Genomic DNA, 22,370 nt, shown 5'->3' with positions numbered 1-22,370 from the left:
TGTTTTATGAGGTATTCAATGCGTTTTATCACAACAATCGGCCTGGCCGCGGCAGCGTTACCACTGACATTTTCAATGGCCCATGCTGGCGTCATTATTGGCGGCACGCGCGTTATTTTCGACGGTGCAAAAAAAGAAGCATCCATTAGCGTGGACAATGCCGATAGCGTGCCCTTTTTAATTCAGTCGTGGATTGACGTGCCGGAGGGGAAAACAGATAAAGCGCCTTTTATCATTACGCCTCCGCTTTATCGACTGGATGGTGGCCAGAAAAATATCGAACGCATTGTCATGACCGGGTCACTCCCTCAGGAACAAGAAAGTTTATTTTGGCTCAATATAAAAGCCATTCCTTCTGCAACGAAACAGGTTAATTCACTGCAAATTGCAGTTAAAACGCGTATCAAGTTGATTTATCGCCCGGCAAGTCTTCACGCGTCAACGCCCGAAGATCAGGCCGGAAAATTAACATGGCAACGCAACGGGAATGAAATTCAGGTAAAGAATCCGACTCCCTATGTCATCAATTTTAATGAAATATCCGTGGGCGGAAAAAAACTGGACGATGTTTCGTATGTATTACCCGGCGCGTCGGCCCGATTCCCGTTATCTCATGGAACCCGCGGAAATACGCTGACGTTTAAAGTTATCAACGATTATGGAAGCCCCGGCGCGTTGCATCAAGCCAGTTTGTGATTTTGGCAAACGGTAATACCCGCATTACTCAGGTCATCCGCAATGAAAATACAACATCATAAAGTACGACGCCTGGCGACACTCATCGCTCTGGCGATGACGGGGTCTTCTCCCACGCTTTATGCCAGCGAAACGTTTAATACTGAACTGGTTGAGCTGGATAACCCAGGCATGGGGAAAGCCGATTTATCCGCGTTTGAAGCAGGCTCTCAGGCGCCGGGTACGTACCATGTTGATATTATTCTTGACGATCGGCTCATTGAGACCCGGGATATTACCTTTGACGCAGCGAAAACGCCCGACGGAAATGACGTATTACAGCCGTGCCTGAGCATTGAACAATTAAAACAGTGGGGCGTGAAGACAGCGCTATTTCCTCAGCTGGCCTCAGCGAAAAGCACCTGTGCCGATCTTATGGCCATTCCGCTGTCCTCGACGGATTTCCAGTTCAACGCGCAGCGTCTGGTTATCAGTATTCCGCAGGCCGCTATCGATATACCGGCGCGTGGCTATGTGCCGCCGGAAATGTGGGACGAGGGTATCAATGCCGCCATGCTCAATTACAGCCTGAGCGGGGCCAATACCTGGGCGAAAACCGGTGAGGCTGCCAGAACTGACAGCCAGTATGCCAACCTGCGTCCGGGGATCAACATTGGGCCGTGGCGCCTGCGCAACTACACAACCTGGTCCCGGGAGGCGTCGGGTCAGGATAAATGGGACACCGTATACACCTATGCGCAGCGGGCTGTTATTCCCCTGAAGGCGCAGTTGACACTCGGCGACAGCTCTTCCCCGGCTGACGTGTTTGACAGTATGCCTTTTCGCGGCGGTCAGTTGGCATCCGACGATGACATGCTGCCGGATTCTCTGAAGGGCTACGCGCCCGTTGTTCGCGGTATTGCGCGCACAAATGCGCAGGTGGTGGTGCGCCAGAATGGCTATCAGATCTATCAGAGCTACGTCGCCCCGGGGGCGTTTGAGATAACCGACATGTATCCGACGGGCGGTGCCGGGGATCTTGACGTGACAATCAAAGAGGCGGATGGAAGCGAACAGCATTTCACACTGCCTTACGCCTCACTGCCGGTGCTGCAGCGCGAAGGGCGTCTGAAGTATGCCATCACGGGCGGTCAGTATCGCGCCTACAACAGCAGCGTGGAAAAGACGCCTTTCGGGCAACTGACAGGTATTTATGGTCTCCCGCATGGCCTGACGCTATACGGTGGCGTGCAGGGATCGGGCAAGTACCGCTCGTTCGCCGTTGGGGGGGGGGCAAACATGGGGGATTTTGGTGCGCTCTCCACCGACGTCACCCAGGCCTGGTCTACACCGGATAACACGGCAAAAACCAGCGGGCAGTCCTGGCGCGCGCGGTACAGCAAGAACTTTATCGATACCGGAACGAACTTCTCGATTGCGGGGTATCGCTATTCGACCAGCGGCTACTACGGGATGCAGGAAGTGCTGGATTCCTGGGGAGACAGTGCCGCGCTGCAGGACAGGAGGCGTAACCGCGCCGAATTGACCATGAGCCAGACGCTGGGCGGGGATTTAGGTTCCCTGACCCTCAGCGCCGCGCGGGAAGACTACTGGAATTCGGGTAAATCGATGGCGTCCTGGAGCGTCGGGTATAACAACTACTGGCATAACATCAGTTATGGCGTGACCTGGACATACAGCAGAAACGCTAGCACCGCCTCTTATGGTAGCGGGAGCAGCAAAACGTATGACCACGATCAGCTTCTGGCATTTAACGTCAGTGTGCCGTTGGATAAATTCCTCCCGCAGACGTGGGCAAACTATGGCATGAACGCCAGCAAGAATAATGGCACCACGCACAACCTGGGTATGAACGGCGTGGCCCTGGAAAACCATGCCCTGAACTGGAACGTGCAGCAGGGCTACGGTACGGACGGCGTCGACTATACCGGCAACATGAACGGTGACTACAAAGGTACCTACGGCGAAGTGACTGCGGGCTATGGCTACGACAGGAGCAGCGAGCGCCTGAACTACGGCCTGCAGGGGGGGATCCTGGCCCACGCGGACGGTATCACCTTTTCCCTGCCGCTGGGGGAAACCAATGCCCTGATTAAGGCACCCGGCGCCCACGGGGTGGATATTCGAAACCAGTCCGGCATGCGAACGGACTACCGGGGCTTTACGGTAGTCAGCAATCTCTCCGTGTACCGTAAAAACGACCTCACGCTCGATCCAGAAAATATGCCTGACGACGTTGAGCTGGAGATCAATACGCGTGCGGTCACGCCGACGCGAGGGGCGGTCGTCAGGGCTGATTACCTTTCCAAAGTGGGGCGCAAGGTGCTGATGACCCTGATGGACAACGGCCGCTTCGTTCCGTTTGGGGCGGTGGTGACGCTCGCCGAAGACGGTCGCGGTGGCTTTATCGTTGGCGATCGAGGACAGGTCTATTTAACCGGCATGAGCGAGCAGGGGACACTGGTCGTGGCATGGGGAAATCAGTCCGCCCAGCAGTGTCGCGTGGATTTCACCCTGCCGAAACAGGCCACCTACGGTGGTGTCACCCTCATTAACGCCCTTTGCCGTCAGGAACTTTAAGATGAAAACGATGAAATTTATGCTGTTGCCCTGTTTTTTTGCGGGCTGGAATTATGCCCACGCCGGGACGTGCACGACGATCGTACCGCAGACGTCTACGCTGTCGGTAGGTACCCTCACCGTGCAGCGCGATGCGCCTGTGGGAACGGTGATATTTTCCGGGGCAGCGTCAAACACGGGATCCTATCTGACCGGTTGCAGCAATCCATTAATGCTGGGTTTTAGCATGCGTTATAACGGCGCCACGCTCAGTACCTATGGGAATCATGTTTACAACACCAACGTCAGCGGGATTGGGATCCGATTTTCATCGAATAATTATTTCGAAAACCCGAGCAATACCTTCTCATATAACGCACAAACCTCATACGTCGACTGGTATGGCGGAAAAATTGAACTGGTGGTGACCGGGCCGGTTTCCTCAGGGGCGCTCACCCCCGGCGTAATCGGCGTGGTAACCCTTCAGGGCAGCGACGCTATTTATCGCGATGGTCTGATAACGCAGTTGAGCAGCGGAACGATCAATGCCCTGGCGTGCACGATCAATACGCCACAGTTGACTTTCGCCATTGGAAATATACCTGCCTCTTCCTTTAACGCAGGCGTGGGAACGTCGCCGGCAGGGGCGCAAAATACGCAGAATCTCGGATTAAACTGCAGCGCCGGGACCAACATCAACGTCACGTTAAGCGGCATCCAAAACCCGGATATCAGCAATACCAGCGTGATGGCCCTTACGGGGCAGGGTAATACCGGAACGGCAAAAGGGGTGGGCGTTCAGCTCCTCTATAACGGTACTCCGCTAGCCATGAACAGCCGCCTGCTATTAAAACAGTCCGCGGGTGGGGTCGAAACACTCCCATTAACGGCCCGTTATTATCAAACGCTGGGGACCGTTCAGTCGGGAACGGCAAACGCCTCGGCCACGCTTAATTTAACCTACCAGTAGCCGGTGAGAAGATGAAAATATCGCACAAAAAAACTCTCCTGCTTGCCCTGTTGAGCTGGAAGGCATTTTCCGCCGATGCGGTCAATATCGGCGTAACGGGAAATATCGTTGCGTCGCCCTGCGTATTTAACGGGGGGAATACGAATCTGGATATCAACCTCGGCAATATTCAGGCTTCCAATATGGTGACGCCAGGGTCCACGTCAGACCCGGTTGCGTTCGATCTGCTCTTTACAAGCTGTCCGCTGGGAACCCGTAGCGTCACGGTGACGTTCGCAGGAACCCCTGATCCCGCAGCAGGCGCGGACTACTACATGAACAGCGGCTCGGCCACCGGCGTTGCCGTCGCCATGAGTGACGCCGCAACCGGCTCGCTTAAAGGGACGGGCTCCAGCATCACAAAGACCATTGCGGCAGACAGCACTGCAACAATGCCTATGCAGGCCTGGGTAAAATCCGCTTCAGGCGGTACTACGCCCGGAAGCATCAGTGCCGTTGTCGTGATGACGATGCAGTACAACTGAATGTCAGTGATACCTGTTTATTAAAGATGTTGGTATGAACTATGTTAAATATTCTGATTCAGGAAACGGATCTGTTTTTTCAGGCTGGGCTGCAGGACTTTTTAGAGAGTTTTTTTAAGCATAACTTTCATCGCTCTATCACATTTAAGACTGGCTTAACCCATGAAAACGTCAGTCAGGCCGATATTATTATTCTGTCATTATGTCAGGGTGAAACACTGACCTGTTTTCCCGAGTTACTGACCCGGCAAAAAGGGATTGTGATAGGGTTCGTCGACGATGAGCAGCCGGTTTCGGCGTTGCCCTCCTGCTTTCAGGACATCATTTTACTTCCTCGCCGTGCATCGATTGATCGAATCAGTGGCGAACTGTTTATCGCGTGGTTCAGGACGCGACTACCGGGTTACACGTGGACCAAAAGGAACTGTTTCAACTGCCAGCATAAAAGTTTATCCCGGCAACAAATTCGTATTATGGTGAATTTTTACAGAGGGTTGTCGGTTATGCAGACCGCTCACGCGCTCGATATGAGCGAGAAAACGGTCTTTACCCACAAATATATGATGATGCAAAAATTTAATCTGCGAAACGATTACGAGATGATCGCATTGCTGAGAAGGTTGATGGAGAAAAAGAGCCGGCCGAACCTGCTTCGCGAATTGCTGGAAAACAATGACGCATGACCCAGTCATTATCTATCAAAATTTTTCAGGCAATTTAACAATATTGAGTAACACTCCTCTTTGCATTTCGATATAGCCGCCTTCTTTTAATGCCGACAGTATGCGCATCACGCCACTACGGGAAAGGTGGGTTTTATCTCTGATATAGCTTTCTGCAGTAACGTTGAGTCTGTATGAGGATTCTTCGTTTGAAAGGGCATAAAGTTGTGCGCTTACAATGTCATAAGCGGAAGGTCCCGTTAAATCTTCATAACTGTGAAATAGCTTACCTGCCAGGCCCATCAGATGATATGCCAGGGGCTCCCAAAGGTTATGATTCGTAATAGTCGTATTAACGAAATCCATTTTGAGGGTAACGATGTCACAGTTATTAAACGTTTTGATATAGCCGCGCATCTGGGTCTGATGCAGATTACTGAGGCCGATCACCGCGGGTCCTTGAACCGTTGCCATCGCTAAATCGTCGTTGCCGCGGTGAATCATGACGCGTCCTTTGAGTAATACATAACAGAGACGTTCATTGCCAACCACAAAATTTAATCGACGGCGTGGCAGCACTCTTTTCAAATCTGATCCGTGTTTAAGATAATCGATCAGCAATTGTGTCGCTGATGAAGGATCACATACCCATTTTGTGGAGAACTCATCGAGCATACGCGCGCCTGTCCGTCAAACCTTCCAGTAGTCATGGGATTCAGTATAGCGTGGATCCTGCAGAGTCTTCCTGAGGCGCCTTTTTTGTTCAGTATTTCAGCGGTAAGTGATTGATAGAAATCAAAATTCCGCGTTTAAGTTCAACGCATCCGGCATCCCGAAGATCTGCAAGAATCCGCATTATACCGCTACGAGACAGGTAGGTTCTGCTTTGGATGTAATTCGCTGCGGTAATATTGCTGCGAATTCGCTCCGATTCGTTCATCAGCTCAAGCAACTGGAACCGGATTATCTCATATGAGGACATCTGCGATATCAACGTGCAATGCTCGTAAACGCGAGAAGCGGTGTAAATCACTAACTTGCATAAGCTTTCCCACAGTCCAAAACTCTCGATAAGCAGATTGAAGCGTTCCAGTGGAAGGCGACTCATCACAGCATTTTCATTCACTCGGACGTAAAGGTTTTCGGTCTGAGAGAACTGATTACTGATCCCCATAATGAAAGTCGCTTGTTCAGAGTTAAGCACCATACCATCGCCTCGACGATTCAGCGTGACGCCGCCTTGATGAAGTATATAGCAGGTTCTTTTTTTACCGGAATGATAGCGCAGGATTTCGCCTTTATTCGCATTAAAACGTGTGGCAAAGGGAGCGATTTGTTCAATCATTTTATCGATATCACTCACGGGCTTGAATGCATGAGAAGGTGTAACCTCAGTGATTTCTCCCGTTGACATTTTAGTATTCATATTAATCACTCCAGACGCTCTTTATGTTTGTCAAAAGATGCGCCAGAGATTATCTATCCGAGGGGAGTGTAAATAAATAATAGGTTGGTTTCATAATGGACTCGCCCATTAACAAATATTTAATAATTTGAAATGGCCCACTTAAACAAATTTGCGTGTTAAATAATAGTTAAAATTAAAGTCCACTGTTGGGCTAAAAACCATTTGTCGGAAAAATTAAACTTCTGTAAATTTCGCCTCAGCAAGTGAGAGGATGAAAACAAAGTTATCGAATAAATATCTTTGCGTTCTGCTTACTGCACGTTGGAAATGAGATATCTGGCGCAAAAAATAAATGGTCTAAATCCATCTGGATGTTGCCGCCTAAATTTCGGTAATTTATAAAGTTATTAAGGAAATTAAATCATGAAAAAGAATATTATTGCTGCTGCTTTCGCTGCGACTGCTGCTCTGACCATGTCTAATGCTTTCGCTGCTGCTGGTACCGTTAATTTCACCGGCGAAATCATCGATGCAGCGTGCACCGTTGACGCGGGTTCTGTAAACCAGACCGTTGATCTGGGCCGTTACAGCAAATCTGAATTTACCGCTGCTGGCGATAAAACCGCTGCGACTAAATTCTCTATCGTTCTGACCGACTGCCCGGCAACCGTAACAGGTGCAACCATCAAGTTTGACGGTTCTGCGGACCCAGCAAACTCCAACCTGCTGGCTGTAACCGGTGGCGCAACGGGCGTTGCTATTAACCTGATGACGGCTGATAGCCAGGATCTGCCGCTGGCGGGCGTAAACAGCCACGTATACAGCCTGGCTGAAACTGTACCAAACACACTGGACTTCTTTGCTCAGTACGAAGCAACGTCTGCAACTGTCGGCGTAGGTCCAGCAAACGGTGTAGCTAACTTCTCCGTTAGCTACCAGTAATCTTCCTGACCGGAAACATATATGAGGGCCGGTATACGGCCCTTTTTTATCGAGGTGTAAAATGAATTTTCTTAGCAAAACTTTAATTGCCTGCGCAGTAATTTCAGCAAGCGTGTCCTTTGCCAATGCGGGTGTCATTATTGGCGGAACGCGTGTCGTCTATGATGGCAATAAAAAAGAAGCTTCCATTGATGTTAACAACCCGGATAAGACGCCGTATCTTATTCAGTCGTGGGTTGAAACATTAAATGGTGGCGCTGAGAAAGCTCCTTTTATTATCACCCCTCCGTTGTATCGACTCGATGGTGGCCAGCAAAATATTGAGCGTGTCGTGGTGACCGGCAACTTGCCACAGGATAAGGAAAGTCTTTACTGGCTAAATATTAAAGCGATACCGTCAGCGCCCAAAAAAGATAATACGCTGCAAATTGCGATCAAAACGCGCATTAAGCTGATTTATCGTCCGGCAGGATTAAAATCTCAGCAGCCGCAGGAGTTGAGTCATCAGTTAACCTGGCGCCGCAATGGAAACCAACTTCAGGTTACCAACCCAACCAGCTATGTCATTAACTTCAATGAAATCAGTCTGGGTGGTAAAAAAATTGAAAATGTTTCGTATGTACTTCCTGGGGAATCAATGAATTTCACGCTGCCTGCTGGCGCTAACTCAACCTCTATTAATTATAAAGTCATTAATGATTATGGGGCGGTGAGTGACGTGCAAAGCGCAAGCTTGTGAAAATAATTGGTTTTGGAATGTCGTTTCCAAGGTGACGTGAATGATGATAGTAAGGGAATATAATAATTTTAAACCTGCGCGATTGGCTTTATTAATTGCATTTGCCCTTGCTGGCTCAATGCAGAATGCCATGGCGCGTGATTACTTCAACCCGGACCTGGTTGAACTCGATAATCCGCAAAATGGAGGTAAAGCCGATCTCGCTGCGTTTGAAGCGGGCTCGCAGGCGCCGGGAACCTATCACGTCGATGTGATGCTGGATAACGAACTCGTTGATACGCGAGATATCGAATTCAAAACCTCAGGTGCTCCCAATGATGAGGGGAAATTAGAACCTTGTCTGACCGTGGAGCAGCTTAAAGAATGGGGCGTAAAAACCGAGCTGTTCCCGGCGCTGTCAGTAGACAACGAGCGTTGTGCGAACCTGCACGCGATACCTTCCGGATCCACTGAATTTCAGTTTGGCGCGCAGCGTCTGCTTATCAGTATCCCTCAGGCAGCAATTTCTCGTCAGGCCCGCGGATACGTTCCACCGGAACAGTGGGATGACGGAATCACGGCTGCACTGCTCAACTACAGCCTGAGTGGGGCCAATAACCGCTCGCGCAACGGGAGCAGTGATACCAGCAACACGCAGTACGCTAATTTGCGTCCGGGAATCAACATCGGGCCATGGCGTCTGCGCAATTACACGACCTGGTCACGAGACGAAGATGGCAAGGACAAATGGGATAGCGTTTATACCTACGCCCAGCGCGCGATCGTACCGCTTAAAGCGCAGATGACGCTCGGAGACAGCACTGCGCCCGCTGATGTCTTTGACAGTATGCCGTTCCGCGGTGCGCAGCTGGCCTCCGATGATGATATGCAACCCGATTCACTCAAAGGGTACGCACCCGTCGTCCGCGGTATCGCGCGTACCAATGCGCAGGTTATTGTCCGTCAGAATGGGTATGAGATTTATCAGACCTACGTTGCGCCTGGCGCCTTCGAGATTACGGATATGTATCCGACAGGGGGAGCTGGCGATCTACAGGTCACGATAAAAGAGGCCGACGGTAGCATTCAACAGTTTACCGTTCCCTTTGCGTCACTGCCTGTACTGCAGCGAGAAGGGCGATTCAAGTACGCCGTCACGGGTGGGCAATATCGTTCCTACAACAGTAGTGTAGATAAGACGCCGTTTGCGCAAATTACGGGCATCTATGGCTTACCGTATGGCTTAACGGCTTACGGCGGTGGTCAAACGTCGAGCCACTACCAGTCGGTCGCTGCCGGTATGGGTAAGAACATGGGAGATCTCGGCGCAGTTTCTGTCGACGTCATTCAGGCATGGTCTACCCCACAAAATCTGCCGAGCGATAGCGGCCAGTCCTGGCGCGCGCGCTACAGTAAAAACTTTGTCGAAACCGGTACTAACTTTGCTATTGCAGGCTACCGCTATTCGACCAAAGGCTTTTACGGAATGCAGGAAGTGCTTGATTCCTATGGCGATAACGGTGTGATGCAAAACAGACGTCGTAACCGTATGGAACTGACGATGAACCAGTCTCTGGGCGGTTCATTAGGTTCGATCATGGTGAGCGCCGTTCGCGAAGATTACTGGAATTCCGGGCGAGCAATGGAGTCCTGGAGTCTGGGGTATAACAATTTCTGGAACGGCATCAGCTACGGCCTGACGTATACCTCCACGCGAAACGGCACGCCAGGCACCTATGGTAACCCGACAAGCTATGACAAAGACCGGATGGTGGCCTTTAACATTAGCGTGCCGCTGGATAAATTCCTGCCGCAGACGTGGGCAAACTATAGCGTCAGTAACAGTAAAAATAGCGGAACGACCCATACGGTTGGCATCAACGGGACCGCGCTGGATAACAATGCCCTGAACTGGAACGTTCAACAGGGGTACGGCAGTGACAATGTCGGATACAGCGGCAACGTGAACGGTGATTACAAGGGTACCTATGGTGAGGTGACGGCCGGATACAGCTACGACCAGAATAATGAGCGTCTGAACTATGGTATTCAGGGCGGCGTCATCGCGCATGCTGACGGCGTGACGTTATCGCAACCGCTGGGAGAAACGAACGTCCTGGTAAAAGTCCCGGGGGCGAAAGGTCTGACGGTGCGAAACCAAACGGGCGCGAAAACGGACTATCGGGGATATACAACGGTAAATAACGTCAACGTCTACCGTAAAAACGATATTGTAATCGATCCAGAAAGTATGTCCGATGATGTAGAACTGGATCTCACGACCCGAACCGTTGTGCCAACGCGTGGGGCTGTTGTTCGCGCTGAATACACTGCCAACGTCGGTCAACGTGCATTATTTACGTTATTGCGTGGTAACGGAAAGCCTGTTCCATTTGGGGCGATTGTCAGCGTCAATGGGATCAAAAACAATGGCTTTATTGTCGGCGATAATGGACAGGTTTATCTAACAGGCTTAGGCGAGAATGTCGACCTTATTGCTCAGTGGGGTGAGGGTAGTGATAAACAGTGTAAAGCCTCATATATTTTAAAACCTACCGATGTTAAAAATAACATTGCGGTTGTCAGTACTGTCTGTCGATAGGAAAGAAAATGAATGCATTTAAATATTATTTGCTGTTGCTTTTGACATTAATATCCGTAGAAAGCTTTGCAGGCTGTACGAACAATATCGCTACGCAAAACTTTAATTTAAATTTTAATGCAGTTACTGCTCAGCGTGACGTGGCGCCGGGAACGGTTGTCGCTGCACAGTCGGGTATTTACAATGTGAATTTCTCATGTACTGATTCCACGAATACCTATCAGGAAGCGATGAACGGTACCTCTCTGGGAAATAACCTCTATGATATAGGCGTAAGTGGATACGGCATACGTGTGTCAGAAAATGATTCAGGTGGCGGTTTCCACCATTATTTTCCAATGGGGTTTACTATTGGCAGTTATAGCGCGTCATATATGTATAAAGTTGAATTGGTCAGGACGTCTGGTACTGCCGCATCCGGATCGCTACGCAGCGGTCAAATTGCTAACGTATCTATTTCAAACCAATTTTTCATTGCGACATGGAACATCACTGGCGGAAGCATTACGACACTTGCCTGTAGTCTTTCTTCGGGATCGCTGAGTTTTCCGATAGGTAATATCCCTGCGACAAGCTTTGGCTCAACAGTGGGTACAACGCCAGTTAATACTCAGGTTTCGCAGACTCTCGGCTTGACCTGCAATCCTGGCGCAAATATCAACATTTCTTTGAGTGGACAGCAAAACCCTGATGTGGCCAATACCAGCGTTTTAGCGTTATCGGGTCAGGGTGGCCCGGGGGTCGCGCAGGGAGTAGGTGTACAAATATTATATGGTGGTACACCTCTTAATCTTAATAATACCGTTTTCCTGCAGCAATCTGGCGGTGGGTTGGCGTCATTCCCAATCGTGGCCCGTTATTATCAGACTAAATCTGTTGTTTTACCTGGGACAGCGAACACAACAGCAACGTTGAACATTACCTATCAATAAGGGGGAAGATATGAATATTAAATGTTTAGTCCTGAGCTGGTTCGCAATGATACCGTTTTTGTCTTATTCAGCAGATACGGTAAATATTAACGTGACAGGTAATATCGTGGCATCACCCTGTATTGTCAACGGAGGAGCAAGCAGCCTTAATGTTGATTTAGGTAATATTCAGGCAACAGCACTGGCAGCTCCTGACTCATCATCTACTGCGGTACCGTTTACACTGACAGTCACAAATTGCCCAACAGGTACCAGTACTGTCCGAGCTGATATAGGGGGTTCTGCATCACATGATGCGCCTAATCTTTATGAGAATTCAGGTACAGCAGGGAATGTTTATGTTGTTTTGTATAATGGCGTGACGGGTGATTCTTTAGGTCCTGGCTCTGCAGTATTTTTACCAGTGCAGAGCGACCGTACAGCATCGATGGCACTTAAAGTTGGCGCATATTCTCTTTATGGCAATACGACACCTGGTACGATTAATTCGGTTATAATTGTTACAATGAGTTATCAGTGAAAGTAAAATTATATGAATACTAAACTCTTTTTATCTGCCTTCCTCTTGAGTTCAGCCCCGTTAATTACCTGCGCTGATACCAATATCAATGTTACCGGCCAGGTCATTGCCAGCCCGTGTGTCGTTGACACGGGCACCGTTTCTAAAGTGGTCAATCTGGGGGAAGATACCAAGCAGAATCTCATTAATGCCGGTGATGGGGGCGTCTGGTCTGACTTTGATCTGCTGGTGCAAAGCTGCCCTGCAGGCACCAGCAGCGTAACGGCCAAATTTACCGGTAATGCCGATACGCAAGATCCCACCGCATGGAAAAACAGCGGGACCAGCAACAATGTTGCATTACGTATCGCCAGCAGGGATCATGCGACAACATATAGCGTAAACAGCACAATGCAGGTGAATGTCGATAGCAGCACGCGCAGTTCAACATTTCCGCTGTCAGCGAGAATGTTTACGCCGCAAGGAAATTCCACTGCCGGAACGTTCCTGTCGGTAATGAACGTTGATTTTACCTATCAATAACGGCTGAAATATCTTTTCCAAGAAAAATAAGTTTGAGACTTCCATGCTGATAAATTCCTTGCTTGAGCATGCTATATGTGGTGTTCGGTTCCAGCCTATCTATTCTTCACAGGAAAAAAAGATAAAGGCATGGGAAATGCTAAGTGCCTTACGCCAGGGGATCGACTGCGAAACCTTTTTTGAAAAGATGTCTTTAAATGCTAGCTTTCGTTTATTACGCTGGCAGTTGCGTATAGCTTCTCTGTGTGTAGATAGTGAAGCCTATTTTATTAATGTGCCTGCGAAATTACTCTGCCGTTCAGTTTTGATTGATGAACTATTGCCCAGCCTGCACTCTGGCATTGTTATTGAGATACAAGATCCCTGTAATTTTATTTCATTGTCAAAAAAAGAACAGGAGGTTTTTTACTCCATGCATCAAAAAATAAAAAATACAGGTGCAAAGATATGGCTGGATGATATTAAACATGAGCATTTGTCACTGCTGGGTGAACGCATTTGTTTATTTGACGGTGTCAAGGTAGATAAAATGAGCCTATGGGAAAACAGAGGTTCCCCATGGGTATTAAAGTCAATGATTGCCTACTGCTCGTTGATGGTAGAGCAGGTGCTTATAGAGGGCATCGAAGATAACGAACTACTTGCATTGGCTCAGGGTACAGGATGCAATTTAATGCAAGGATTTCTTTGGCCTGAGAAAAGGTTCAGTATTGATTATGTCCCGGTCTGATAAATGATAAATGTTTTAATTAAAGAAGAAGATTTTTTATATCACCATAGCCTTAGGTCATTTATTGGCGATTTTTTTAAAAATGAATATGCGAAAAATGTCCATTTTCTCAACGGCTATGTGCCTGAGGATATTGCCCGGGCGGAAATTATCGTTTATGCGTTCAGTAAGGGTGAACACCATACCTGCTTTCCAGAATTAAAAAGTGCGCGTAAATGCGTCATCATTGGTATTACTGAAGCGGAAGAACCGTCATCATCATTTTTACCGTTCTGCATTCAGCAGACTTATTTTGTATCACGCTCAGCACCACTCTATCTGTTGAAAAGGGTATTCCGTCAGGCATGGGTGGCCTACAGTGCGTCAGCTATCCCTGTCTTTTTAAAAGCCTGTGAAAGCTGTAAGCATAAAACATTATCACAGCGCGAACTCAATATTATGGCCGGTCTTTACAAGGGGGAATCCGTCAAAAACATAGCCAGAGAGATGATGCTCACGCCAAAGACGATCTATGCCCATAAGTATGCTGTTATGCATAAGTTCAACCTGAGCAGTGAACACGAGTTGCTTGAGCTCCTGAACCGCTTACTGGAAAAACGCTGTAACCCCAATTTGTTTCGCGAAGCATTAGAGCAGTTTCGTTAGTGTTTACCCGGCGCCAAAAACACTTATCCTTGGGCCGGGTAGACCAGAAGCTACAGGGTGTTTCCCTTAGATATTCACCGCGTTAATCAGCCGCGACTTCATCGACTGATACGCCGACGCGGCATAGTCCTCCGCCCAGCGCTGGTCCTCAATCGCCTCCAGCTGCACCGCGCAGTACTTCGTTTCCGGGGTTTTGGAGATGGGATCGAGGTTGTCCTGGGTCAGTTCGTTGCAGGCGCCAATCCACCACTGATAGGTCATATAGACGGCCCCGGCGTTGATACGCTCGCTGATGCTGGCGCGGGTAATCACTTTCCCGCGACGTGAACGTACCCAGACCAGCTGCCCGTCAGTAATGCCCAGCTTTTCTGCATCGGCAGGGTTCATTTGCACCCGACCCGGCTCGTCGGCCAGGCTTTGCAGCGCGGCGCAGTTCCCGGTCATGGAGCGGCAGGAGTAGTGTCCCACCTCGCGTACCGTACACAGCACCAGCGGGAAATCCGCATCCGGGGTTTCCGCCGGCGCGCGCCACGGTGCGGCAAAGAGTTGCCCTTTACCGCTCGGCGTGTCGAACTGATTGTCTTTGTACAGGTACGGCGTACCGGGGTGATCCAGCGTCGGGCAGGGCCACTGCACGTGGCCCATCTCGCCCATTTTTTCATACGTCACGCCGTAGAAGAGCGGGCACAGCGCGCGCATCTCATCCCAGATCTGCTGGTTGGAATCATAATGCATCGGGTAGCCCATCTCGGTGGCGAGCAGGCTGATGATCTCCCAGTCGCGCTTCACGTTGCCGCTGGCGTCGATGGCTTTGCCAAAACGCTGGAAGCCGCGATCGGCACAGGTAAAGACGCCGCCGTGTTCACCCCAGGAGGTAGCCGGAAGCAGAACGTCCGCCACCTCTGCCGTTTTGGTCATAAAGATGTCCTGAACCACGACAAACTCGAGTGCCTCAAAACCGCTGCGCACCAGGCCGAGATCGGCTTCGGTCTGAAGCGGGTCTTCCCCCATGATGTAATAGGCCTTCACCTTGCCTTCCAGCGCAAGGTGCGGCACTTCGGTAATGCGCGTCCCGACGCGATCGTCCATCGCATTGACGTCAATTCCCCAGGCGTCGGCGAACTTCTGCCTGACCGCCGGGTCGGTCACATCCTGATAGCCGGGGAACATATTCGGCAGAACGCCCATATCGCAGGCACCCTGGACGTTGTTTTGACCGCGCACCGGCCCGACGCCGACGGCGGGGCGACCGAGATTCCCGGTCAGCAGCGCCAGGCTGGACAGCCCTTTGACCACATCCACAGCCTGTCCAAACTGGGTCACGCCCATCCCCCACATCACGGTGGCGGAAGGGGCCGCTGCGAAGGTGCGCATTGCCTGGCGGACGTCACGGGCGGGGATGCCGGTAAGATGTTCGACCTTTTCCGGCGCATAGTCTTTTACCGTTTGCCGGTAGGCCTCAAGCCCCTCCGTAAAACGCGCCACGTAGCTTTTATCGTACAGCTCCTCTTCCAGCAGCACATAGCCAAAGGCGTTCACCAGCGCCATGTTGCTGCCATTTTTCAGCTGCAGATGTTGGTCGGCAATACGCGCCGTTTCAATACGCCGCGGATCGCAGACGATAATTTTTGCGCCGTTTTCACGCGCTTTCAGCACGCGGCGGGCGACGATAGGGTGGGAGTCCGCGCAGTTATAGCCAAAGACCAGCAGGCATTTTGAGTTTTCAATATCGCTAATGGAGTTGCTCATCGCGCCGTTACCGAGCGTTTCCTGTAAACCGGCGACGGACGGGCCATGACAGACGCGCGCACAGCAGTCCACGTTGTTGGTGTTCAGCACCGCGCGGGCAAACTTTTGCATCACATAGTTGGTTTCATTGCCGGTTCCGCGCGAGGAGCCGGTGGTCATGATCGACCGCGGCCCGTGCTGCGCTTTAATACTGCTGAGCCTGTGGGCGGTGTAGCGGATCGCCTCTTCCCAGGTAACGGGGGTGAAGGCTTCGCCTTTGCGGTAGCGGATCATGGGCTGGGTGAGGCGAGGGGTGAGCAGACGGGTATCGTTAAGGAAGTCCCAGCCGTAAAATCCTTTCAGACATAAGGTGCCCTGGTTTGTGACTCCCGCTGCTGCTTCGGCACGGATGATACGGTTATTTTCAACGACAAGGTTCAATTTACAGCCTGCACCGCAGTACGGGCAGACGCTGGCGATCTTTTTCATCAATAACAGACCTGTTAAGAAATGAAGCAAAGTTGACTGGAAACCCAGTCCCGTGTACGGAGGTAAGCAGGAACCGTGCCAGGTTGATTTTGCGTGGATTACAGGGCGTTATGCGGGGAGGGCGCGTGTCATCGTCAGGCCGATCGTCAGTTTTGACGATGACACGTTAGGGGGCGTGGCGAGCAGGAACTCAGAGATCATCCATCGTGTAACCCACCACGATTTCTAGCGTCTTGCGAATCACATCCGCCTGAACCACGTCATTGGTGGCTTCCAGCGTCTGAATGAGCCAGAGGATGATCGCCTTATTGGACAGATGACCTTCGGAGGCCAGAACACAGCGTACTGCAGTAGAAAAAATAGCGGACTCTTCAGCAAAACGATCGCCTGCATGGCGGAAATACTCCGCCAGCGCACTGTCTAAAAAAGCAGAGTGGTATTCGGGTTGAAGCTGAATATTTTGTCTCATTTGTTCTCACCGTAGCTGTTAAATTGCAGTCAATGTATTTTTTTGGGATCGGACGGTTTTCCACTTCCAAATAACGGCACAACATTGTCTCGGGTATCGTTGAGAGATCCCTCTCTTTTCGTTCGTCCTTGCGCGGTTCTGCGACGTGTAAAGGCGGTGCTGTTTGAGCCGATCTCGGCAATCACCACCGCAAGTGTCTCCCGCCGCTGGGGATCCTTTTCATGTTCTTTCATGACCCGCAGACGCTGTAGCAAGCCTTCAGTTGTCACCGGTCCCCGCTCTTTCAGAAGAGAGAGAACGGCTTCACCGATAAGCTGGTCTATCAGTCGGTCTGCGTTACTGCTATTCATATCCTTACCGTTCGAAGAGCAGACCAAGCAGCATGTGGTAATGCTCTTCCTCTTCCGGGCCGTCGGCTTTTTCGAGGCGACTCAGCAATTTTGTACAAAGCGATTTGCGATTAAGGTTTCGCCCGTCGCTGAGAATTTCAACAACCACCTGGCCCAGCGTTTCCTGCTGGGTAGGAAGCGCGGCTTTTTCGAAGTACTGTGCGATTGCTGCTGCGGAATCTGCGACGTAACCTTTCTGCTGCATGTTTCGCTCCTGTAAAATTTTGTAATCAGTAACGTTACATTTAAGGTATACATAATTTCCAAATCTGTACATCTAAAATGTACAGTTTTTTAGATTTTTTACGATATATCTTATAAATCATTTATTTTTCATTACGTTGGGTTGGCGTTGTGATGGGGGGCGAGTGCAGGATATATTGTACAAAAAGCGCAGGTGCTGGTAAGTTGTACAGCCGAGTCAAAAGGTCTCATTAACTGCCGTAAATGGTTGAGATGTAAATTATTTGTCAGGCAATTAATGTGCTATAAATGAACATTACCCACGTCTTTCGTGGCCAAAACCCTAACCCCCAGGAATAGCATGCTCACAACCATCATTTACCGCAGTCATATCTGCGAGGACGTTCCAGTGAAAGCGCTGGAAGCAATGGTCGCTGCTGCAAATCGTAAAAATCGGCAATCCAATGTCACGGGGATCTTGCTGTTTAACGGCACACATTTTTTTCAACTGCTGGAAGGGCCGGTTGAGCAGGTTTCGGCTATCTATGAGCAGATCTGCAACGACCCGCGCCACCATAACGTGGTCGAGTTAATGCGCGATCACGGGCCTGTCCGGCGTTTTGGCAACGTGGGTATGGAGCTTTTTGATTTGCGCCACTTCGACAGGGACGAGGTACTGCAGCAGGTGCTCAATAAGGGGACGACACGCTACCAGCTGACGTATAACGACCGCCCTCTGCAGTTTTTCCGCACCTTTGTCGAGGCCACGGAAAAAGCGAACTACTTTGAACTGCCGCCTGCGGACTCATGGGAATTCGTTCGCGAAGAAACGCGCTTGTCCGCGCAGCCTGAGGTGGTCGCGAAGGGGGCGGATTGCAGCTTCGCGTTCCAGCCGATAGTCGATCCGTTTATGCAGCAGGTTGTCTCCTGGGAGGCGCTTCTCCGTACCCCGTCCGGCGACTCGCCGGGAGCTTATTTCGCCAGCCTTCCGCATGAGGAAGTGTACGCGTCTGATTTGCAAAGCAAGCAGGTGGCGCTCTCCATGGCCAGCGCGCTGGGGTTACAGGACCAGACGTTATCCCTTAACCTGCTGCCTATGACGCTGGTTAACATTCCCAACGCCGTGGATTTTCTGCTCACGGCGATTGAAGCAAACGGTTTTGTACCTGAGCAAATCGTGGTGGAGTTCACCGAGAGCGAAGCCATTTCCCGTTTTGATGAGTTCACGGATTCGGTCAGGCAGTTAAAAAGCGCGGGTATCAGCGTGACCATCGATCACTTTGGTGCCGGTTTTGCCGGGCTGCAACTGCTGGCCCACTTCCAGCCTGACAGAATTAAGATTAATCGTGATTTGGTCGCGAACGTGCATAAAAGTGGCCCCCGACAGGCCATTATCCAGGCCATCATCAAATGCTGTTCCTCGCTTGAAATCCAGTTCTGCGCGGTGGGAGTAGAGAAGGCGGAAGAGTGGATGTGGCTGGAATCTGCGGGGATTTCCCAGTTCCAGGGGCATCTTTTTGCCAGCCCCCGGCACGGCGGGATTCCAGCGATTGCGTGGCCGGAGAAAAAGTTCGAATTGTGATAAAGCTGTACACAATCTGGCAGACGTAACTGTACGAACGGTAAATTTTATACAACAATGTATTAACAGGTGAATGGCGTCGTAAGCCATTCACCCGTTCAAAATGCGGTCTTAGTTATACAAATGGTGTGTACAATCTGATAAGGTTGGTGCAGTTAGGTATGGAAGTTCTGAGCGTGAGGGAGTTAATGGCCTATTACAGTATCGGCGAAGTGGCCGAACGATGCGGTATCAACCCCGTTACGCTGCGTGCCTGGCAGCGCCGTTATGGATTGTTGAAGCCGCAGCGCAGCGAAGGGGGTCATCGTCAGTTTGACGATGAAGATATCCTGCGTATCGAAGAGATCAAACGCCTGATGAAGAGTGGCGTTTCGGTCGGGAAAGTAAAAGCCTTGCTGGAAAACAAGGAAGTTCTGACTCAGGGTAACTGGGTCTCGTTCCAGGAAGAGATGATGACCGTTCTGCGCTATGCCAGCCCGGCAAAGCTTCGCGCCAAAGTCGGTGAATTCCGCCGCGATCATCCGATAGATGCCCTGATTGACAATATTATTTCTCCCGTCCGTCAGCGGATGAACCAGGACCAAAATACCGTGCGTCACATGGCGAGCCTGTTTGACGGGGTCCTGATCGAATTCGCGATCGCAAGCCTGGCGGAGTCTCGCAAAAAAGCCGGTAAAGATGCGCTCCTGATTGGCTGGGAGTGTGATGACCGCACCCATCTGTGGCTTGAAGCCGCGCGCTTATCGCAGAAGGGTTGGCACATTGACGTCCTGGCAGAACCGATTGATTCGCCGCGTCCCGAGCTTTTCCCGGGGCAGAAAATCTTCGTCTGGACGGGGAAATCGCCAACGCCTCGACAGCAGGAACAGCTCGACCACTGGCGTGAGCAGGGTTTTGCTGTCTCATTCCATCATTGAGTGTAAGAGGCCTTGAGGGCCTTTTTTTGTTTTTGTCACTTTCCTTGCAAAGGCTATCTCAAAAATAGGCATTTCCGATGCATATTTTACTTTTCACCTCTCCGCCACAAACCCCACGACGAAATGCATTATTAATCAATGCATTGAACAATTAAATCCATCCTGCCTGCATCCTGCCACAGGGTCTATGCTTAATAAAAGTAGGCAAAAAGGGCGGTTTAGCCGAATGCCCCTGCTGACAGAGGGTTGAAGTGATAATCGTTATCACTAACATGGTGTTATGCCCTGATGGCTTATCAGATGAGGTGGACCTATGGAACTGCATTCAGAAACCTTTAATCCTGCCGATTTCGCCTGGCGCGGGTTAACGCTCACGCCAGCGGCGGCGGCACATATTCACGAGCTGGTGGCGAAAAAGCCCGAGATCCTTGGTGTGCGTTTGGGTGTAAAACAGACCGGCTGCGCAGGTTTCGGTTACGTGCTTGATACCGTCACCGAACCCGAGAAAGATGACCTGGTGTTCGAGACCGACGGCGCAAAATTGTACGTCGCGCTGCAGGCCATGCCCTTTATCGATGGCACCGAAGTGGACTACGTCCGTGAAGGCTTAAACCAGTTATTCAAATTTCATAACCCGAAAGCCCAGAACGAATGCGGCTGCGGCGAAAGCTTTGGGGTATAGGCGGAACTATGTCTCGTAATACTGAAGCAACGAGTGAAGTAAATACCTGGAGCGGCGGGCACCTCAACTATAAAGAGGGGTTCTTCACCCAGCTGCAGACCGATGAGCTGGCAAAAGGCATCAACGAGGATGTCGTGCGGGCGATTTCGGCGAAACGTAACGAGCCCGAGTGGATGCTGGAGTTTCGCCTGAGTGCCTACCGCGCCTGGCTGGAGATGGAAGAGCCGCACTGGCTGAAAGCGAATTATGACAAGCTGAACTACCAGGATTACAGCTACTACTCCGCGCCGTCCTGCGGCAGCTGTGATGACACCTGCGCCTCGCAGCCCGGCGCGGTGCAGCAAACCGGCGCGGAGAACAGTTTCCTCAGCAAAGAGGTGGAAGAAGCCTTTAACCAGCTGGGCGTACCGGTGCGCGAAGGGAAAGAGGTGGCGGTGGACGCTATCTTTGACTCGGTCTCGGTGGCCACCACCTACCGCGAGAAGCTGGCAGAGCAGGGGATCATTTTCTGCTCCTTCGGCGAAGCGATTCACGATCATCCGGAACTGGTGAAAAAGTACATCGGGACCGTTGTGCCTTCAAACGATAACTTCTTTGCGGCGCTTAACGCGGCTGTGGCCTCGGACGGTACCTTTATTTACGTGCCGAAAGGCGTGCGCTGTCCGATGGAGCTTTCCACCTATTTCCGTATTAATGCCGAAAAAACCGGCCAGTTCGAACGTACCATTCTGGTGGCCGATGAGGGGAGCTACGTCAGCTACATCGAAGGGTGCTCCGCCCCGGTCCGCGACAGCTATCAGCTGCACGCGGCGGTGGTGGAGGTCATCATCCATAAAGACGCCGAGGTGAAATACTCGACGGTGCAAAACTGGTTCCCGGGCGACGGCAATACTGGCGGTATCCTGAACTTCGTAACCAAGCGTGCGCTGTGCGAAGGGGAAAACAGCAAGATGTCGTGGACCCAGTCCGAAACCGGTTCGGCCATCACCTGGAAATACCCGAGCTGCATCCTGCGCGGGGATAACTCCATCGGCGAGTTCTACTCGGTGGCGCTCACCAGCGGCCATCAGCAGGCCGATACCGGCACCAAGATGATCCACATTGGTAAAAACACCAAATCGACCATTATCTCGAAAGGTATCTCCGCCGGACACAGCCAGAACAGCTATCGCGGGCTGGTGAAAATCATGCCGACGGCCACCAATGCGCGAAACTTTACCCAGTGTGACTCTATGCTGATTGGCGCAGACTGCGGTGCACATACCTTCCCGTACGTTGAATGCCGTAATAACACAGCCCAGCTGGAACACGAGGCGACCACGTCACGGATTGGGGAAGACCAGCTCTTCTACTGCCTGCAGCGCGGGATTAGCGAAGAAGACGCCATCTCGATGATTGTCAACGGCTTCTGTAAGGACGTGTTCTCTGAACTGCCGCTGGAATTTGCCGTTGAAGCCCAGAAACTCCTCGCCATTAGTCTTGAACACAGCGTCGGTTAAGG

At 50.9% G+C, this 22,370-nt stretch carries 23 protein-coding genes; 17 read left to right on the top strand and 6 right to left on the bottom strand.

Annotation, left to right across the window (positions count from 1 at the left end; all coding sequences use genetic code 11):
- The first annotated feature begins 18 nt into the window (after nt 1–18).
- From BFG58_RS05195 to BFG58_RS05175, 5 genes are read left to right on the top strand one after another with little or no spacing between them, the layout of a single operon-like run.
- Entirely contained in the window at nt 19–696 is a 678-nt protein-coding gene (locus tag BFG58_RS05195; protein ID WP_069719397.1) for a molecular chaperone, read from the top strand.
- A 42-nt stretch (nt 697–738) separates the two neighbouring features.
- Entirely contained in the window at nt 739–3,276 is a 2,538-nt protein-coding gene (locus BFG58_RS05190) for a fimbria/pilus outer membrane usher protein (RefSeq protein WP_069719396.1), read from the top strand.
- A gap of 1 nt (nt 3,277) precedes the next feature.
- Complete coding sequence (locus BFG58_RS05185) at nt 3,278–4,225, top strand: fimbrial protein (protein ID WP_069719395.1); 948 nt, start codon at nt 3,278–3,280, stop codon at nt 4,223–4,225.
- An 11-nt stretch (nt 4,226–4,236) separates the two neighbouring features.
- Complete coding sequence (locus tag BFG58_RS05180; RefSeq protein ID WP_069719394.1) at nt 4,237–4,749, top strand: fimbrial protein; 513 nt, start codon at nt 4,237–4,239, stop codon at nt 4,747–4,749.
- Between the two features lie 41 nt (nt 4,750–4,790).
- Complete coding sequence (locus BFG58_RS05175) at nt 4,791–5,432, top strand: LuxR C-terminal-related transcriptional regulator (protein ID WP_069719393.1); 642 nt, start codon at nt 4,791–4,793, stop codon at nt 5,430–5,432.
- 15 nt (nt 5,433–5,447) lie between these two features.
- Here the strand turns inward: BFG58_RS05175 and BFG58_RS05170 are convergent, their stop codons facing one another.
- Together BFG58_RS05170 and BFG58_RS05165 are read right to left on the bottom strand one after the other, a co-directional pair.
- Nucleotides 5,448–6,086 (bottom strand): winged helix-turn-helix transcriptional regulator, encoded by a 639-nt coding sequence (locus BFG58_RS05170; protein ID WP_069719392.1) that lies wholly within the window; start codon nt 6,084–6,086, stop codon nt 5,448–5,450.
- Nucleotides 6,087–6,174: 88 nt separating this feature from the next.
- Entirely contained in the window at nt 6,175–6,837 is a 663-nt protein-coding gene (locus BFG58_RS05165; protein WP_045910294.1) for a winged helix-turn-helix transcriptional regulator, read from the bottom strand.
- Nucleotides 6,838–7,242: 405 nt separating this feature from the next.
- On the opposite strand from BFG58_RS05165, the gene BFG58_RS05160 reads away from it, so the two are divergent.
- The 8 genes from BFG58_RS05160 to BFG58_RS05135 all read left to right on the top strand — a co-directional run bounded on the left by BFG58_RS05160 (nt 7,243) and on the right by BFG58_RS05135 (nt 14,430).
- Nucleotides 7,243–7,761, top strand: coding sequence for a fimbrial protein (locus tag BFG58_RS05160; RefSeq protein ID WP_045910295.1), 519 nt, complete (start codon nt 7,243–7,245; stop codon nt 7,759–7,761).
- Nucleotides 7,762–7,822: 61 nt separating this feature from the next.
- On the top strand, nt 7,823–8,500 hold the full coding sequence (locus BFG58_RS05155) for a molecular chaperone (RefSeq protein WP_045910296.1): 678 nt from the start codon (nt 7,823–7,825) through the stop codon (nt 8,498–8,500).
- Nucleotides 8,501–8,540: 40 nt separating this feature from the next.
- Complete coding sequence (locus BFG58_RS05150; RefSeq protein WP_069719391.1) at nt 8,541–11,081, top strand: fimbria/pilus outer membrane usher protein; 2,541 nt, start codon at nt 8,541–8,543, stop codon at nt 11,079–11,081.
- An 8-nt stretch (nt 11,082–11,089) separates the two neighbouring features.
- A complete protein-coding gene (locus BFG58_RS23005; protein WP_139125293.1) occupies nt 11,090–12,013 on the top strand; it encodes a spore coat protein U domain-containing protein in 924 nt (307 codons plus the stop codon).
- A 10-nt stretch (nt 12,014–12,023) separates the two neighbouring features.
- Entirely contained in the window at nt 12,024–12,533 is a 510-nt protein-coding gene (locus tag BFG58_RS23715) for a fimbrial protein (protein ID WP_126534375.1), read from the top strand.
- A gap of 12 nt (nt 12,534–12,545) precedes the next feature.
- The gene (locus BFG58_RS05145; RefSeq protein WP_069719390.1) at nt 12,546–13,055 is read left to right on the top strand and encodes a fimbrial protein; all 510 of its coding nucleotides are present in this window, start codon (nt 12,546–12,548) and stop codon (nt 13,053–13,055) included.
- A 43-nt stretch (nt 13,056–13,098) separates the two neighbouring features.
- Nucleotides 13,099–13,785 (top strand): EAL domain-containing protein, encoded by a 687-nt coding sequence (locus tag BFG58_RS05140; protein WP_072052291.1) that lies wholly within the window; start codon nt 13,099–13,101, stop codon nt 13,783–13,785.
- Nucleotides 13,786–13,788: 3 nt separating this feature from the next.
- Nucleotides 13,789–14,430, top strand: coding sequence for a LuxR C-terminal-related transcriptional regulator (locus BFG58_RS05135; RefSeq protein WP_069719389.1), 642 nt, complete (start codon nt 13,789–13,791; stop codon nt 14,428–14,430).
- 66 nt (nt 14,431–14,496) lie between these two features.
- Here BFG58_RS05135 and fdhF read toward each other — a convergent pair whose 3' ends face one another.
- From fdhF to ycgZ, 4 genes are all read right to left on the bottom strand, one after another.
- Nucleotides 14,497–16,647: a formate dehydrogenase subunit alpha gene (gene fdhF, locus BFG58_RS05130; protein ID WP_069719388.1), complete on the bottom strand. Its 2,151-nt coding sequence runs from the start codon at nt 16,645–16,647 to the stop codon at nt 14,497–14,499.
- 190 nt (nt 16,648–16,837) lie between these two features.
- Entirely contained in the window at nt 16,838–17,116 is a 279-nt protein-coding gene (locus tag BFG58_RS05125; RefSeq protein WP_023327185.1) for a biofilm development regulator YmgB/AriR family protein, read from the bottom strand.
- A gap of 29 nt (nt 17,117–17,145) precedes the next feature.
- Entirely contained in the window at nt 17,146–17,466 is a 321-nt protein-coding gene (locus BFG58_RS05120) for a hypothetical protein (RefSeq protein WP_045910303.1), read from the bottom strand.
- A gap of 4 nt (nt 17,467–17,470) precedes the next feature.
- Nucleotides 17,471–17,710 carry a regulatory protein YcgZ gene (ycgZ, locus tag BFG58_RS05115; RefSeq protein WP_008500634.1) on the bottom strand — a complete coding sequence of 80 codons (240 nt, stop codon included), beginning with the start codon at nt 17,708–17,710 and terminating at the stop codon, nt 17,471–17,473.
- A 339-nt stretch (nt 17,711–18,049) separates the two neighbouring features.
- Between ycgZ and BFG58_RS05110 the strand changes: the two genes are divergently transcribed.
- The 4 genes from BFG58_RS05110 (at nt 18,050) to sufB (ending at nt 22,368) form a co-directional block, all read left to right on the top strand.
- Complete coding sequence (locus tag BFG58_RS05110; RefSeq protein ID WP_039266179.1) at nt 18,050–19,270, top strand: diguanylate phosphodiesterase; 1,221 nt, start codon at nt 18,050–18,052, stop codon at nt 19,268–19,270.
- Between the two features lie 188 nt (nt 19,271–19,458).
- On the top strand, nt 19,459–20,187 hold the full coding sequence (locus tag BFG58_RS05105; RefSeq protein WP_039266180.1) for a MerR family transcriptional regulator: 729 nt from the start codon (nt 19,459–19,461) through the stop codon (nt 20,185–20,187).
- Nucleotides 20,188–20,500: 313 nt separating this feature from the next.
- Nucleotides 20,501–20,869, top strand: coding sequence for a Fe-S cluster assembly scaffold SufA (gene sufA / locus BFG58_RS05100; protein WP_008500631.1), 369 nt, complete (start codon nt 20,501–20,503; stop codon nt 20,867–20,869).
- An 8-nt stretch (nt 20,870–20,877) separates the two neighbouring features.
- Entirely contained in the window at nt 20,878–22,368 is a 1,491-nt protein-coding gene (sufB, locus tag BFG58_RS05095) for a Fe-S cluster assembly protein SufB (RefSeq protein WP_069719387.1), read from the top strand.
- Nucleotides 22,369–22,370 lie beyond the last annotated feature (2 nt).

The organism is Enterobacter sp. ku-bf2, assembly GCF_001742765.1.
In the GTDB taxonomy this organism is placed as follows: Bacteria; Pseudomonadota; Gammaproteobacteria; order Enterobacterales; family Enterobacteriaceae; genus Enterobacter; species Enterobacter quasiroggenkampii.
Note: the sequence above shows the minus strand (reverse complement) of the source record. Positions and strands in the feature narration are given on the sequence as shown.

Bases quoted from the DNA above. Each gene is read 5' to 3' on its own strand.
- BFG58_RS05195 (WP_069719397.1), top strand. From the start codon at position 19: ATGCGTTTTATCACAACAATCGGCCTGGCCGCGGCAGCGTTACCACTG.
- BFG58_RS05190 (WP_069719396.1), top strand. From the start codon at position 739: ATGAAAATACAACATCATAAAGTACGACGCCTGGCGACACTCATCGCT.
- BFG58_RS05185 (WP_069719395.1), top strand. From the start codon at position 3,278: ATGAAAACGATGAAATTTATGCTGTTGCCCTGTTTTTTTGCGGGCTGG.
- BFG58_RS05180 (WP_069719394.1), top strand. From the start codon at position 4,237: ATGAAAATATCGCACAAAAAAACTCTCCTGCTTGCCCTGTTGAGCTGG.
- BFG58_RS05175 (WP_069719393.1), top strand. From the start codon at position 4,791: ATGTTAAATATTCTGATTCAGGAAACGGATCTGTTTTTTCAGGCTGGG.
- BFG58_RS05170 (WP_069719392.1), bottom strand. From the start codon at position 6,086: ATGCTCGATGAGTTCTCCACAAAATGGGTATGTGATCCTTCATCAGCG.
- BFG58_RS05165 (WP_045910294.1), bottom strand. From the start codon at position 6,837: ATGAATACTAAAATGTCAACGGGAGAAATCACTGAGGTTACACCTTCT.
- BFG58_RS05160 (WP_045910295.1), top strand. From the start codon at position 7,243: ATGAAAAAGAATATTATTGCTGCTGCTTTCGCTGCGACTGCTGCTCTG.
- BFG58_RS05155 (WP_045910296.1), top strand. From the start codon at position 7,823: ATGAATTTTCTTAGCAAAACTTTAATTGCCTGCGCAGTAATTTCAGCA.
- BFG58_RS05150 (WP_069719391.1), top strand. From the start codon at position 8,541: ATGATGATAGTAAGGGAATATAATAATTTTAAACCTGCGCGATTGGCT.
- BFG58_RS23005 (WP_139125293.1), top strand. From the start codon at position 11,090: ATGAATGCATTTAAATATTATTTGCTGTTGCTTTTGACATTAATATCC.
- BFG58_RS23715 (WP_126534375.1), top strand. From the start codon at position 12,024: ATGAATATTAAATGTTTAGTCCTGAGCTGGTTCGCAATGATACCGTTT.
- BFG58_RS05145 (WP_069719390.1), top strand. From the start codon at position 12,546: ATGAATACTAAACTCTTTTTATCTGCCTTCCTCTTGAGTTCAGCCCCG.
- BFG58_RS05140 (WP_072052291.1), top strand. From the start codon at position 13,099: ATGCTGATAAATTCCTTGCTTGAGCATGCTATATGTGGTGTTCGGTTC.
- BFG58_RS05135 (WP_069719389.1), top strand. From the start codon at position 13,789: ATGATAAATGTTTTAATTAAAGAAGAAGATTTTTTATATCACCATAGC.
- fdhF (WP_069719388.1), bottom strand. From the start codon at position 16,647: ATGAAAAAGATCGCCAGCGTCTGCCCGTACTGCGGTGCAGGCTGTAAA.
- BFG58_RS05125 (WP_023327185.1), bottom strand. From the start codon at position 17,116: ATGAGACAAAATATTCAGCTTCAACCCGAATACCACTCTGCTTTTTTA.
- BFG58_RS05120 (WP_045910303.1), bottom strand. From the start codon at position 17,466: ATGAATAGCAGTAACGCAGACCGACTGATAGACCAGCTTATCGGTGAA.
- ycgZ (WP_008500634.1), bottom strand. From the start codon at position 17,710: ATGCAGCAGAAAGGTTACGTCGCAGATTCCGCAGCAGCAATCGCACAG.
- BFG58_RS05110 (WP_039266179.1), top strand. From the start codon at position 18,050: ATGCTCACAACCATCATTTACCGCAGTCATATCTGCGAGGACGTTCCA.
- BFG58_RS05105 (WP_039266180.1), top strand. From the start codon at position 19,459: ATGGCCTATTACAGTATCGGCGAAGTGGCCGAACGATGCGGTATCAAC.
- sufA (WP_008500631.1), top strand. From the start codon at position 20,501: ATGGAACTGCATTCAGAAACCTTTAATCCTGCCGATTTCGCCTGGCGC.
- sufB (WP_069719387.1), top strand. From the start codon at position 20,878: ATGTCTCGTAATACTGAAGCAACGAGTGAAGTAAATACCTGGAGCGGC.